Genomic DNA, 13,887 nt, shown 5'->3' with positions numbered 1-13,887 from the left:
TAAATCTGGGGCCTCGAACTAACGTCGAAACTTCTTTGGTTTCGACTCCTGGTGTGGGGGGCTTGTATCCGTCTTGGGATGAGGTCATTAGTCATTAGTTTCTAGCTAATGACCGATGGCCTCCGACTTTTATATGCAATCCCTAAATTTAAGCTCGAAATCCCCGGCGCAAAAACAAAGAATTTGTAACCACGCTAACAGAACTAAAGGCCATAAATGCTCCGGCCGCCGCAGGACTGAGTAGAATTCCGGTTGCAGGCAGCAAGAGACCCGCAGCCACCGGAATTCCCAGAGTATTGTAACCAAAAGCCCAAAATAAATTTTGGCGAATCTTATTAAAAGTAGCGCGCCCCAGCTCGATCGACTCAACAACATCCATCAAAGCATTTCGCATCAGCACAATTTGAGCAGTTTCAACTGCTACATCAGTGCCGCAGTGCAAACCGATACCGACATCAGCTTGAGCCAAAGCCGGCGCATCATTGATACCATCCCCCACCACAGCCACTTTACAGCCTTGGGCTTGCAAAGTCGCGATCGCCCTCGCCTTCCCCTCCGGCCGCACCCCGGCCAAAACATCAGCCGCCCTCAAATCTAGCTGCTGCGCCGTCGCCGCCGCCGCAGACGGCGTATCCCCCGTCAGCATCATCACCCGCAATCCCATGCCCCGCAAACGTTCCACCGCAGCCTTAGCATCCGGCCTCAGAGTATCTTTTAGCCCGATTACCCCCAGCAAAACGCCCTCAGAAGCCACGTAAACCGCCGTTTTGCCTTCCAAAGACCCCGACAATTGCGTCGCCACAGCGACCCCCTGCTCCTTCATCCACTCAGCATTCCCCGCGAACACCCGTCTGCCCTCCACCAAAGCAGAAACCCCCAAGCCCGGTTCCGTGCAGAAATCCTCAGCAGCTAGCAGCGGCAAACCTTGCTGTTGAGCTTCCAGCAAAATCGCTGCGGCGATGGGATGACAAGCGCCCCTTTCCACCGCCGCCGCAATTTGCAGCAGTTTTGAGTCAACCCTGCCAGCAACCCCATCAATTGTGGAACAGGCATCTTGCCTGTTGCCAGAAACTCCATCAATTGTGGAACAGGCATCTTGCCTGTTGCCAGAAACTCCATCAATTGTGGAACAGGCATCTTGCCTGTTTCCAACATTAATATCTGAGTTCAAATCCCACTCCGAATTCTGGAAAATCGGCAAATAATCTGTGAGTGTGAGATTTCCGGTTGTCAGAGTACCAGTCTTGTCAAAAACCACCGTATCTAATTGATGCACCCGTTCTAAAACATCACCACCGCGAATTAAAAGCCCGCGCTCCGCCCCGATGCCAGAACCGACTAAAATTGCAGTTGGGGTAGCCAGTCCCAAAGCGCAAGGACAAGCGATGACTAAAACTGCGATCGCCAATTTCAAACTTAACAGCAAAGGCGATTGATAATGGATAATTGGCAATTCATTTCCCATGCCCAATGCCCGATGCCCGATGCCCGATGCCCCATGCCCGATGCCCATTGCCCCGTGTCCCATATCCATTGCCCCCTGTCCTAAAAGCACAGAAGGCCAAATATGAGTGCCGGCAAAATACCAAAATAGGAAAGTTAAAACCGATATCGCCATTACCCCATACACAAAATATCCCGCGACAGTATCAGCTAAATTTTGAATCGGCGCTTTGCGAGTTTGGGCTGCCTGCACCAAAGCCACCATTTGAGCTACAGTTGTTTCCTTACCGGTGCGAGTTGCGCGCATCACAACTGCCCCGGATTTATTGATAGTTCCCGCCGCAACTGTATCTCCTGGTTGCTTCAAAACCGGCATTGATTCGCCAGTCAGCATCGACTCATCTATCGTTGTTTTGCCTTCGCAGACTTCGCCGTCTACCGGTATTTTTTCCCCTGGCAAAACTTGCAGCCATTCTCCGACTCGGACGCGATCGGCTGGAATTTCAATGTATTGTGGATCGTAGACATCTGATGTCGAGTTTAAAGGCAATTCTTGCGATCGCAAATCTAAACTCGCGAGTTTAAAATCAACTAAGCGGGCTTTCGCCGGTTGCAATGCGATTAAAGCTTGTAAAGCCGATGCAGCGCGCCGTCTGGCTTGCTGTTCGAGAGTTTTGCCCAACAAAATAAAGCCCAGCAGCATCACCGGTTCATCAAAAAAGCACTCCCATCCCATCCGTGGAAACAGCAGCGCCGCGTTGCTAGCGGTGTAAGCTGTAACAGCGCCTAAAGCTACCAAAGTATTCATGTTCGGTGCATTTCGCCACAAACTGCGGCACCCATCAACGATAATTGGGCGGCCCGGTAGCAGCAAAGCTAGGGTGGCGAGTCCCCAGTGAAACCAAATATTGCTGAGAATTGGGGCTTTTGTGCCGAGTACGTGACCTAAACCGGATAAAATAATTAGGATAAGGGCGATCGTCAATTGCTTGATTTGCTGTCGAATTTCTTGCCCCCGCCGTTCAATTGTTGCCGCTTCTGCTTCCCGCTGATTTTCACCAGAACGAGACTGAGAGGGAAATCCATTATCAGTCAACTTTTTCGCTAAAGCCTCTGCATCGACAGCCCCCGGTTGACACTCAACAGTCGCGACTTCTACGGCCAAGTTAACGCAAGCTGAAATTACGCCTGAATACTGCATGAGTTGGCGTTCCACAGCTTTAGCGCAGCCGGCACATTTCATCCCGCCGACATCGAAAGTAACAAGTTCTGGCGGTGATTCTTTAACTGGTATGATTTCTGGTTGAATTTCGGGGATTGTTTTCGGTAGAAATTGCATGGTTTTTTTGGTATTGATTAGAATATTTCGCCACTTATGAAAGGGCTTTATGCACTGTTTAGACAAATGTCTATATTTTGATAATAGATAAATATTGTGGCATCATCCGAAAGTGTTAGTTTTTTTTAATTCTTATTAATTCCATGCGGTTAAATCCGCAGTCCGGCAGGGGTTGAAACCAATGTCGGACTGCGGGTTTAATGCTAAGACACGTCTTGGCCACGGTAGTGCTGTTTCCCTATTTGATATAATGAGCCAATTGCCTAGTTAGTATCCAGCTTTTATTTGACGAATTTAGCTATGACAGAAACACCCAAATTTTATATTATCAAACGTCCTGCCGGTAATTGCGAAATTTTGCCGCTCGCGCAACTCGAAGAACAAAACCCCAGTATTATTGAAAAGTGGGGCCCTTACGATTCGCCCGAAGATGCCATCGCCCGCCGCATCGGATTAATTCGCGCCGGCAAATGCCAGCCGCAATGACGAATTACTATTACTTTCCTCCGCATCGCGAAAGCTAAGGTGATATCGTTTCCGGTAGCATCGGAATTATTAGCCAAAATTAGGACACGGCAGTGCCGTGTCCCTACAATATTATTTTCGGTAGGGACACGGCAATGCCGTGTCCTCTATATCATAAGGAGTGCAACCAGAATTGATATGACCGAAAGCATCCAGGATACAAGCCCCCAAATTTATCCGTGGGGTCAATGCTTCAATCTAAAATCTAAAATCTAAAATCTAAAATCGATTGACTCGCATTGACGGATTGCCAAAAATAGCGAAGCATTCGAGTTGAAAATCTTGGCTTTTAGCCGTAAATCTTCCCCCGAATGCTTTTTTTTTACTGAAACCCTACACAGGTTTTCTATTTAGATTTAGAAGGGGCTGCACTCGGTTTTGCCTGCGCCGCATTCGGTTTAGGTGGCGCAGCATTCGGTTTCGCCTCCGCCTTATTGTTCCCGGTTTTACCAGTAACTTGCTTTGTCAAAACTTCCATAGCTTTGGCGTACTGCGGATCGGCCGTCGTAGCAATTTTATCGCGATCGCGCCTCAATTCCTGTTTTTGAGCGTCGGTGAGTTCTACCTTAAAATCTGGTTCAATCCCGGCCTTGTTAATATCAGTGCCCTTGGGAGTAAAATACTTGGCAATTGTCACCGCCAAACCGGCACCATTTCCCACGCCGCGTACTGACTGAACTAAACCTTTACCAAAGGTCTTTGTTCCCACCAAAACCGCGCGTTTGTTGTCTTGCAAAGCACCGGATAGAATCTCGCTAGCACTTGCTGAACCGCCGTCTACCAGTACAACTAACGGTTTGTCTGTGAGCTCTGCCTTATTTGCAGTTTGTTTATCGGCCTCACCGATTCGATCGACCGTGGAGACGATCGTACCTTCTTTGAGCCACATCCGAGCAATTTCAATACTTCCGTACAGCAACCCGCCGGGATTGGAACGCAAGTCTAAAATATAGCCCGTTACCTTTTTCTGTTCCAAATCCTTAATTGCCGATCGCATTTCCGATGCAGCATTCGCACTGAACTGATTTAAGCGAATATAGCCGACTTCTCCGATCGGGGTTTTCTGCACAGACTTCCGCACTGGATGAATTTCAATTTTAGCGCGTTTCAGCTTAAATTCTAATTCCTTGTTTCCCCGCAAAATCGTCAGCGTCACCTCTGTATTCACCTGGCCGCGAATCAAACTTACCGCTTGATTCGTATCCATGCCTTCTGTGCTCTTGCCGTCAATCTTAATAATGATATCTTTTGCCAGAATACCAGCACTAAAAGCAGGGGTATCTTCGATCGGCGAAATCACTGTCAACTTCTTAGTTTCTTCATCTTGAGTCAACTGAATCCCAACTCCTGTCAGTTCCCCAGAAGTTTCAACCTGCATATTCTTGAACTCTTGAGGGTCCATAAACCGCGTATAAGGATCATCCAGCTTCTTCAGCATTTCCCGAATTGCTTTGTAAGCTTCGTCGTCGCTGGTATAAGTCCGGTTCAAATAATCATTCCGCACCGCTTTCCAGTCAACCTGGTTAAAAGTGCCATCTACATAACTTTTGTCAATAATTTGCCAAACTTCATCAACCAACTCTTTAGGGCTTCCCCGAAAAGAAGCCAGAGATTTAGAACTGCAACCAGTGTTCGCAAGAGTTACAGCAGTGAGTACCACTGCTGCTGCACTTAGAACAAGCCCTCGTTTTGTTATAACCATTTGTCTGACGCGCGGGACGAAAAGAGTTCAGAATAATTACGCTCAATCTAACACAGGCAAGGCCCGGTCGTAGTTGGCGTACATATATTATTCAACTTTGCCGAGTTCTGCGGTGTCAACTTAAGACTGAAACCCTCTATCTCTTTCGTTTGTATCAAAGTCTCGATCCCCCTAAATCCCCCTTAAGAAGGGGAGTAGGGGTTGACTTTGAGCGTTATTGTCCCCCCTTAACCAGGACTTTGAGCGCTCTTGTCCCCCCCTTACTAAGGGGGGTTAGGGGGGATCTCCGGGTTAAAAACACTCCCTAGGGACGATCGACAGCAATTAAGGATCAACCCAGCGATCGTCCGATTTAATCAAATCAATCAATTCTGCCACGCCTCGGTCTTCCGGTACCTTCTTAATTTCTTCCCGGCCCCGATACAGCGAAATATAACCCGGTTGCTTCCCGACGTAGCCGTAATCAGCATCAGCCATTTCTCCCGGGCCATTGACAATACAGCCCATTACTGCAATATCCAAACCGGTGAGATGCTTCGTCGCCTCTCTCACTTGGTGTAACACTTCCTCTAAATTAAACAAAGTGCGACCGCAGGAAGGACAAGCGACATACTCAACCATCGTTTTCCGCAGTCCCAAGGCTTGCAGAATGCTGTAGCAGACGGGAATCTCCTTTTCTGGGGCCTCTGTCAGCGAGACGCGGATAGTGTCGCCAATGCCGTCAGTCAGCAGCGGTGCGAGGCCTGCGGTGGATTTGATGCGGCCGTATTCGCCGTCTCCTGCTTCCGTGACGCCCAAATGCAGCGGGTAATCCATGCCGAGTTCGTCCATCCGGTGAACCATCAAGCGGTAAGCAGCAACCATCACGGGTGCACGGGACGCTTTCAGGGAAAGTACGATATTTCGGAAGTCGAGGGATTCGCAAATTTTGATGAATTCCAGGGCCGATTCTACCATCCCTTCGGGCGTGTCGCCGTAGGTAAAAAGCATCCGTTCGGCGAGGGAACCGTGATTAACGCCGATTCGCAAAGCTTTGCCTTGGTCGCGCAGGGAAATTACCAGAGGTTCCAGGGTTTCGCGGATTTTTTCGCCAATTTCGGCGAATTCGCTGGCGGTGTATTCGCTTCTGTCGGCTTTCGGCTTCTCGAACACGTAAAGTCCGGGATTGATTCTCACTTTGTCTACGTGTTTGGCCACTTCCAGGGCAATTTTCATGCCGTTGTGGTGGACATCGGCGACGAGGGGCACGGGTTGGTAGGTGGCGTGCAGTTTTTGCTTGATTTCGGCTAAAGCTTTGGCGTGGGCCATGCTGGGCACGGTGACGCGGACGATTTCGCAGCCAATCTCGTGCAAGCGCCGAATTCCGGCGACTGAACCGTCGATGTCGAGGGTGTCTTCGTTAATCATCGATTGTACGACGACGGGGTAGCCACCGCCGATGGTGACGCTACCGACTTGGACTGGACGGGTTTTGCGGCGTTTGATGGTGGTGTCGAAGGTTGGTTCGGTGGTGAGGGTTTTAGTGGGGTTCGGCAGAGTTTGCATAACTGGTTGCGAGTGTTCTGTAATTAGAGTTTATAAAATTGTGTCTGCTGTTTTTTAGGTTGCCATAGAAAGGGCCTGTTTGGGCAATGAGGTTTTGGGATTTAGGGTTTTTGATAAAAGTACGATGGCTACGCCCCGGCTTACGCCTACGAACTTGTAAGTCATATTATGTAGTTTTGGGCGATCGGGCGATCGATTTTTTAGTATTAAAATTTAACATTTAGGGCGGGCAAGATACCCATTCCACAGATGAATCCGGGGGCTTGTTTAACAGTTGATAAATTTTAGGTAGAATATAAAGTTATTGTGGGCGATCGCCGACAAGCCCAATTATCTAGATAGTTTGGAGTATTAAACACTTATGCCAGATGAAACAATTTGGATTGTGACAAATGATGTTGCTACAATGAAACTTGATGCTATTAATGCGGAACTTAACAAAAATCTTGAACTGGCAGAACAGTTGTGGATTCGCGTATTAGCTGCATCTCCTGGTGACGATATGGATGCTATTGAGGGAATTCAAAGAATTGCCCTGTCAAAGCAAGAACATCCAAAATCGGCGACTCCTGAACCAGATCCAGCCAATACCCGCAATGACTATGCAACCCCGAAATTGACTTTTGATACAGTCACAGTTGATGCACAAGGTAAAGAAAATTATCGCTATCAGGGACACGCTGAGTTTTTTAGTGAATATTTGGGGAATGGTGTAAATCTAGTGATGGTGGCGATTCCGAAAGGGAGGTTCCGCATGGGTTCCCCCGAAACTGAGAAGATGCGATTTAACTGTGAAGGGCCGCAGCACGAAGTCGCTATTGCTCCCTTTTTTTTGGGGCAGTTCCCGGTTACTCAGGCACAGTGGAAGAGAGTAGCAACTTTGCCTCGGATCGATCGAGATTTAGACTCTGACTTCTCCAATTTTCAGTCTAGCCCATTCTATTCTAAAGGGGAAGATCGACCTCTAGAATGGGTTGATTGGGAAGATGCGGTGGAGTTTTGTCGCCGACTTTCTCAAGCAACGAAACGGAATTATCGGCTGCCGAGTGAGGCAGAGTGGGAATATGCTTGTCGTGCAGGCACAACTGGGCCGTTTCATTTTGGGGAGACGATTAATACTGATTTCGCTAACTATAATGGCCACTACTTGGATGGTTCTGCCGTCAAAGGAACGTTTCGAGAGGAAACAACTCCTGTCGGAAGTTTTGGGGTTGCCAATGCTTTTGGACTCTGCGATATGCACGGGAATGTCTTCGAGTGGTGTCAAGATGTGTGGCACGACAATTATCGGGGTGCGCCCGCTGATGGCACTGCTTGGGAGTCTGGCGGAGATAATTCATACCGTGTGCTGCGTGGCGGTTCCTGGAAACTCAATCCGTTCTATTGCCGTAGTGCCTATCGCGACTCGACCTCGGAGGACGATGGGTGGAGGGACAGGGGTTTTCGCGTTGCGGTATCGTCGGTTTCTCCCTCGTCCTAGTTTTCCTGCGAGGGCTCTTCTCTCCCCTTTTGCACTTTATTACTCGGCGATTGAAATCGATCCTACACAAACTTTCGTCCCAGCAGAGGGGGACTAAGAATAAGGGGAATATTTAAGCCTGATTTAGTCTCTTCTCTCGCGCCGAGACTTGTAAAGTGTAACATCTAAGCGTTTCAGATTTTTATGAGAAATTGTGAACTCGACTTTTTCCACGAAACCACGCCAGTTCTATGTTTGCGATACCGGGAACTGACCGGACTGGGCTAAAATGTTACCAGCGACTTGCGGGTTGTAACAGTTAACAAAGATCGAGTTTAATATTTGATGTGGAATGAACTTTGAAATTATCGGAAATATTAATAATATAGTCGTGGACGCATGGGTGGTCAGAAACCGGGTTTTTTGCGAGAATACTTCGTTACAGCCCGCAGATTCGGTAAAAAACCCGGTTTCTAGGCCTCGGAGTATGTCCTATTTTATAGGAGGATGCATGAATCCGCATAACTTAGAAACACAATTTGTAGTTTGCATTAACAATCAAGACTATCAAGCATCATTGGAAGTGCGAAAAATTTATCGAATCATACCCGATAATCGCGCTGCGGAACATCAATTTATCCGAGTTATTGATGAATCCGGCGAAGATTATTTGTATCCAGTTACATATTTTGTTCCCATCGCATTGCCGAAAGCCGTAGAAGCCGTATTTGCCTAGGATAAATTAACAATGCTATCTGTAGAAAAATGCCCAATTTGCGGCGGTGAAATAGTTATCAAAGAAGTCGATAAACTTTTACGGGGCGGCAAGCATACTGCTATATTAAAAGTATCCGCTGAAGTTTGCCTAAGCTGTGGAGAACGGTTGTACTCTGTGGAAACAGTTAGGAAATTTGCAAAAATTAGACAGCAGCTACAGCGAGAAGAGACTCAAGAATTTCAAGCGATGGGGCAATCTTTTCGAGTTGGATAAGTTATACAATAAAGAGAATGAAAAACCTAACTCAATTAACCCAGCTTGAATTAGTGCTGCTAGAATTAGTAGCTAAAGGTCAAGGAAAGTGGAGTTGGTACGAACTCGCGAAAGCACTTTCCCGTCGAGATGTACCGCGAGAACCTGACATGATGGTTGTCTTAAAAAAACTGGCTGCTGATGGCTTGGTTCAGCGATATATAGAAACAGGTTCGCCTCGCGATAGATGGGAATTGACAACTGAGGGGACGATTTTGTTGACAGAGTTAACTGCTTCTGAACCGACTACTTTATGCAAATATGTTGAAGTTTAACTTAGAAACCAGATTTGTAGTTTGCATTAACAATCAAGACTATCAAGCATCCTTGGAAGTACGAAAAATCTACCAAATAATACCGGATAATCGCGCTGCGGAACATCAATTGATCCGAGTTATTGATGAATCAGGTGAAGATTATTTGTATCCAGTCGCGTATTTCGTGCCGATCACATTGCCGAAAGCCGTAGAAGCAGTATTTGCATAGACAAAGGTTATGTAAGGGCGGGTTCACCAACCTCTATGTTTATAAACAGCAATCTCAATAAACCCGCCCCGCCCAATATTGTGTTACAATAAATAAACCTGAGTGTTAAAATCGCAAATGTATGACAGCAAAAATACACATCAGCAAATTAGGTAATTCCTTGGCTTTGCCAATACCAGACTACATAGTAAAGTTTCTCAACCTTAAAGCCGAAGATTCAGTAATTTGCAGCATAGAAAATGGGAAACTGGTCATAGAGCCTGTAAATAATAAAATATCAAAGTATACCCTAGATGAATTATTGGCCGGCGAAATAGAATCTAGCGAAGAAGTCTCTTGGGGAAAACCAGAAGGAGAGGAAGTTTGGTAAACTATATCCCCGAACGAGGTCATTTTATTCGCCTCAATTTTGACCCTCAATCAGGACACGAACAAATGGGGACTAGACCTGCACTGGTTGTGAGTCAAACTAAATTTAACCGAAAAATGGGGTTTGTGTTCGTCTGTCCCATTAGCAACACACAACGCAAAAATCCGTTTTATGTTCCCATTCCAGAAGGTGAAGCGATAACAGGTGTAATTATGGCGGATCAACTCCGTTATGCAAGATTATCGCGCAAGGCAAGCAAGTTTTCTTAGTGAATGTCGATCAGATATAATTGAGGAAGTTTTGAGGCGAATTCAACCTATTTTGTTTGAGAATATGACTGTTGATGAATAGTTAATCAAATTATAAACTAGATTTGTAGTTGGCATTAAGCATCAAGAGTATCCCGAAATCTCTCTCGCGGATGATGCGATCGCCCCTCCTCCCCAGCAAAACTAAAAAATGTACTGGCAAATCCCTTCACCGACCCAGACTCAGCAGTTAAATAATCTGAGGTTTTCCATTGGACGATCGCACAAACTCACCCGCCACCGCTGTTAACAACCGCCGACCTCTAATTATCGCAGGAATTCTCCTCGGTATCGGTCAATCCGGCTTTTTTGACGGCATTGTGCTGCACCAACTCCTCCAGTGGCACCATATGTTTAGCAGCGTTAAAACCGATGCTACCGTTGCCGGTTTAGAATTAAATACCCTCGGAGATGGATTGTTTCACGCTGCGGATTGGTTGGTAACAGTGGCGGGAATCTTCTGTTTGTGGAGTGCTGTGAAGCGCAAAGATGTTCCTTTGTCAACTCCAACTTTTTTCGGTTCAATATTAATTGGTGCTGGATTGTTTGACTTTGTTGAAGGCATTGTTGACCATCAAATTTTGGGAATCCACCACGTCAAACCCGGTATCAACGAGTTAGCTTGGGATTTAGGATTTCTCGGTCTTGGAGTTAGTTTAGCGCTGTTAGGTTGGATGCTGGTACAGAGGGAAGTTCCCGCAGATACTAAAGTTTAAATGAATGCAGAGATTGAGAATTATACCAAATCCGCGTTAAAAATCCCCGATGAGGCTCGACCGTTTCAACCGTTGAGTCTCTTTTTAGCTCATCAGTTCATCCAGCAGCCGACTCCAACCACGCAATCAAATCCTCTTGACTCCTAAAATCCAACAAAGCTTCTCCCAAATCATCTAACTGTTCGGCAGATAATCCCTGGATGCGAGTTTGAACTTCCGGTGTAACCTCACCCACCCGCCGCACGAGGAGACGCATAATTAGTCCTATTTCCCCTTCAATTTTACCCCTTTCGATTCCTTGTTCGATTCCTTGTTCGATTCCTTGTTGTATTCCCTGTTCAATCCCCTGTTGTATACCAATTTCTATCCCTTTCATCACAGACCCGATTTGGTCTTGGATAAACATTTCTCGCTTGTCTACATCATTCAATTCGTCTAGTGTCAAATTTGCTCGGTTGGCAATTCCCAGCGCGGTATTAATCTCTTCAACAGACCCCAATGTATCTGGTACTGCTTCCAAAGAGGGCGCGTTTTTCATAAAGTAAATCCATTTTTCCGGCAGAGTTTCGAGTTGGTTCAATTCTTTTTTAAATTTCGGCAACTCGACAAACACTAACTTTAACTCGCAGTTGGGATAGACGAATTTTTCTTCGGTTTCTGTGAATTCAAAGTTAGAGATTAGTCTTTCGGTGTTTTCAAATAAGATAAAGTCCGTAATGGTTAAAGCAATGACTGGATTTAACTTTAAATAACCTTCTCCAGCTTTGAGTTGAGTAGAATAGGTTTTGGCTGCATTGTACACTACCCGTTTTTCAAAGGCGGCGACGTTGAGTACCTGCATTTCCACAATCACGGTTTTGTTGCCGGTAATCTTGGCTTTGACATCCAGGTAAGTGTCTTTCAATCCTGTAACGCTTCCTGCTGAATAAGGGTCAATTATTTCTAATTCTTGGATGGTTGGTTCTCCGTTATACAGCATTGCATTTAGGAAGCTGATGAGAATTTCTGGATGTTCGGAAGAAGCGAAGATTTTTTTGAAGGCAAAGTCTGTTTTGGGGCTGATGAAACGCATATTAGAGAAGGAAGAGGGAAGAGGGAAGAAGGAAGAAGGAAAATGCAATATTTTAGGGATTTTTAGGTTGGTAGTTGCGCTTTACCACCCTTAGCGCAACTACGAAGTTTTTCAATTATCAGCCTGTGGCTTGAGTAGTAGCTGCAGCGGACATCACTAGCTTTCCAGTTATATCCATCGTCGCAAGCTTCAGCACTTCATTAAAAGCTAAACCCCGAATTTTGAGTTCCCACCGAATGCCTTTTGCTTTCATGCGCTTGGCTTTCCGCATATCGACATCAGCAGCTTTTTGATGCAATAGCAAATACTTCATTGCTGCTGTAGCTTCTACTTTTGTGGGAAATGCAATATAGGTGATAAATCCGCCGTCCCAGTGATTGGCGTTGCGGACGCTGCTGATAGTCGCAACTCTCGGACTAAAGCGGTTCCAGTAAAAGTCGCTGTAGCCGATCGACTGTGTATTAACTTGGAGTTTGTTTGCCATTTGACTTAACTCCTATAACCTTGTGTGTGGGGTTAGCAGCAGGGCTTTGATTCTGCTATTTATATTATAGCATTGGGAAGTGGGAATTGGGAGCGAATGCTGGCTCTTGTTTTACTTCTCTGACTGCTTCTGTGAAGTCGGGAAAGTAAAATATCCCCAATACCTTTAGTTCTTTTTTGTCTCGAATACAACGGCATCAAAAAGCTCTCCAAGCTTTAAGTCTGAATAAACCGATAAATACAAATACTTTTCCAGTTTCTGCTGATTTCTAGGTAAAAATAATCCTAAGCCTGATAAGTTTTTATACTTATGCCTAATTCTTGAGTCAAGTAATTCACCATGCTGTTGCACTCTCTGAATGAGAAAATTATTTAAAAATAAGAGTAAATCGTTACAAGCTGACGGACTCGCACCTGATAATTGAGTAAGTTTTTGTAAAAAATCTGCGAAATCAACAAAGGTTTCTCCAAAGTTACGATAAACTACTACAGTATTGTTACTGATAAAATTGACTTCCGACCCTAAAATTGAGGATATAAAAACTTTCACAGGCGCAATATCTGCTTGCAAAATAGAATCAATCACAACATTAACTTTTTCAGGCAAGTAGCGGAAATAATGATTGTTAGTTAATGTCAAACTATGGTACATATTAGGCGGTTCATAATCCATAATCTTTTTAGCTAGCTGATAACCATCAATGTCGGGATAATCGCTTAAATAACTTAACGATTGCTCATAATAGTAATTGGGCGCTCCCAGTTGGAGTTGAGATGAAAGCGTATACTTAGCAGTATTTTGGAAGGTATGGTGTACTTCAATATTTCCTTTGTTACAATTTTGGAAAAATAATAATTCTAGATTTCCCTTTACAGATTGGTTGAAATTAAATATAAGTTGATTTATTTTTTGAAGATTCATCCATCTAATTTCTAAAATTGAAGGGGAGGTAGGATGTTCGTCGGGGCTTATTTCCATAAGCGTTCCACTATGACCTAAAAACACAATAGCCCAGCGTCTGGCTTGAAATTGAGATTGTGCCCAAGTCAGATACTCACTCAAGACTTCTGCACTACTACTATCTGCTGTTTCTAAGTATTGCGTATCAACTTTACCTGGGCTAATGATGCTTCTAGAAACTTGTGCTGAGCCACTAAAGTCTGATTGTACTACGACCAAAACCTTGTCATTTTTTACACCTTTACTTAGCATTTGAATAATTGGTTGTCCGAATATTGAGAGATTATTGTCATAGGGCATCCAGTATAGTAATATCCAGTCATAATGATTTTTGACCGTACTTCCAAGCATATATTTGCCTTCCGAGTAATATATTGTCTCTATTAAAGAACTAATACTTACTGTTATCAATTTGATGGCTTTTCTTCTTTTCACGTTCTCTGCTCGT

15 protein-coding genes are annotated in these 13,887 nt (G+C 45.2%); 9 read left to right on the top strand and 6 right to left on the bottom strand.

Annotated elements, in window-relative coordinates; translation table 11 throughout:
- Window positions 1-148: 148 nt before the first annotated feature.
- On the bottom strand, window positions 149-2,782 hold the full coding sequence (locus QUB04_RS22300) for a heavy metal translocating P-type ATPase (protein ID WP_333287696.1): 2,634 nt from the start codon (window positions 2,780-2,782) through the stop codon (window positions 149-151).
- A gap of 300 nt (window positions 2,783-3,082) precedes the next feature.
- Between QUB04_RS22300 and QUB04_RS22295 the strand changes: the two genes are divergently transcribed.
- A complete protein-coding gene (locus QUB04_RS22295) occupies window positions 3,083-3,268 on the top strand; it encodes a DDE transposase family protein (protein WP_333287694.1) in 186 nt (61 codons plus the stop codon).
- A gap of 385 nt (window positions 3,269-3,653) precedes the next feature.
- On the opposite strand, the gene ctpC is transcribed toward QUB04_RS22295, so the two are convergent.
- Window positions 3,654-5,009 (bottom strand): carboxyl-terminal processing protease CtpC, encoded by a 1,356-nt coding sequence (ctpC, locus tag QUB04_RS22290; RefSeq protein WP_333287692.1) that lies wholly within the window; start codon window positions 5,007-5,009, stop codon window positions 3,654-3,656.
- Window positions 5,010-5,333: 324 nt separating this feature from the next.
- Entirely contained in the window at window positions 5,334-6,554 is a 1,221-nt protein-coding gene (gene ispG, locus QUB04_RS22285) for a (E)-4-hydroxy-3-methylbut-2-enyl-diphosphate synthase (RefSeq protein WP_333287690.1), read from the bottom strand.
- A gap of 361 nt (window positions 6,555-6,915) precedes the next feature.
- Here ispG and QUB04_RS22280 point away from each other — a divergent pair, with 361 nt between their 5' ends.
- From QUB04_RS22280 to QUB04_RS22245, 8 genes are all read left to right on the top strand, one after another.
- A complete protein-coding gene (locus QUB04_RS22280) occupies window positions 6,916-8,034 on the top strand; it encodes a formylglycine-generating enzyme family protein (protein ID WP_333287688.1) in 1,119 nt (372 codons plus the stop codon).
- 490 nt (window positions 8,035-8,524) lie between these two features.
- Window positions 8,525-8,749 (top strand): hypothetical protein, encoded by a 225-nt coding sequence (locus QUB04_RS22275; protein ID WP_333287686.1) that lies wholly within the window; start codon window positions 8,525-8,527, stop codon window positions 8,747-8,749.
- Window positions 8,750-8,761: 12 nt separating this feature from the next.
- Window positions 8,762-9,004 carry a YgiT-type zinc finger protein gene (locus tag QUB04_RS22270; RefSeq protein WP_333107999.1) on the top strand — a complete coding sequence of 81 codons (243 nt, stop codon included), beginning with the start codon at window positions 8,762-8,764 and terminating at the stop codon, window positions 9,002-9,004.
- Window positions 9,005-9,021: 17 nt separating this feature from the next.
- Window positions 9,022-9,318, top strand: a complete 297-nt coding sequence (locus QUB04_RS22265; RefSeq protein ID WP_333287684.1) for a hypothetical protein — start codon at window positions 9,022-9,024, stop codon at window positions 9,316-9,318.
- On the top strand, window positions 9,305-9,529 hold the full coding sequence (locus QUB04_RS22260) for a hypothetical protein (RefSeq protein WP_333287682.1): 225 nt from the start codon (window positions 9,305-9,307) through the stop codon (window positions 9,527-9,529). The genes QUB04_RS22265 and QUB04_RS22260 overlap by 14 nt, the downstream gene beginning before the upstream one ends.
- Before the next feature lie 121 nt (window positions 9,530-9,650).
- Window positions 9,651-9,899, top strand: a complete 249-nt coding sequence (locus QUB04_RS22255) for an AbrB/MazE/SpoVT family DNA-binding domain-containing protein (protein WP_015174616.1) — start codon at window positions 9,651-9,653, stop codon at window positions 9,897-9,899.
- Window positions 9,893-10,168 (top strand): type II toxin-antitoxin system PemK/MazF family toxin, encoded by a 276-nt coding sequence (locus QUB04_RS22250; protein WP_333287680.1) that lies wholly within the window; start codon window positions 9,893-9,895, stop codon window positions 10,166-10,168. The genes QUB04_RS22255 and QUB04_RS22250 overlap by 7 nt, the downstream gene beginning before the upstream one ends.
- Before the next feature lie 251 nt (window positions 10,169-10,419).
- A complete protein-coding gene (locus QUB04_RS22245; protein ID WP_333287678.1) occupies window positions 10,420-10,923 on the top strand; it encodes a DUF2243 domain-containing protein in 504 nt (167 codons plus the stop codon).
- Window positions 10,924-11,020: 97 nt separating this feature from the next.
- Here the strand turns inward: QUB04_RS22245 and QUB04_RS22240 are convergent, their stop codons facing one another.
- From QUB04_RS22240 to QUB04_RS22230, 3 genes are all read right to left on the bottom strand, one after another.
- A complete protein-coding gene (locus QUB04_RS22240) occupies window positions 11,021-11,995 on the bottom strand; it encodes an Rpn family recombination-promoting nuclease/putative transposase (protein ID WP_333287676.1) in 975 nt (324 codons plus the stop codon).
- Between the two features lie 118 nt (window positions 11,996-12,113).
- Window positions 12,114-12,479 carry a hypothetical protein gene (locus tag QUB04_RS22235; protein WP_333287674.1) on the bottom strand — a complete coding sequence of 122 codons (366 nt, stop codon included), beginning with the start codon at window positions 12,477-12,479 and terminating at the stop codon, window positions 12,114-12,116.
- A 165-nt stretch (window positions 12,480-12,644) separates the two neighbouring features.
- Window positions 12,645-13,874: a clostripain-related cysteine peptidase gene (locus QUB04_RS22230; RefSeq protein WP_333287671.1), complete on the bottom strand. Its 1,230-nt coding sequence runs from the start codon at window positions 13,872-13,874 to the stop codon at window positions 12,645-12,647.
- Window positions 13,875-13,887 lie beyond the last annotated feature (13 nt).

The sequence above is a fragment of the Microcoleus sp. D2_18a_B4 genome (assembly GCF_036702475.1).
In the GTDB taxonomy this organism is placed as follows: domain Bacteria; phylum Cyanobacteriota; class Cyanobacteriia; order Cyanobacteriales; family Microcoleaceae; genus Microcoleus.
Note: the sequence above shows the minus strand (reverse complement) of the source record. Positions and strands in the feature narration are given on the sequence as shown.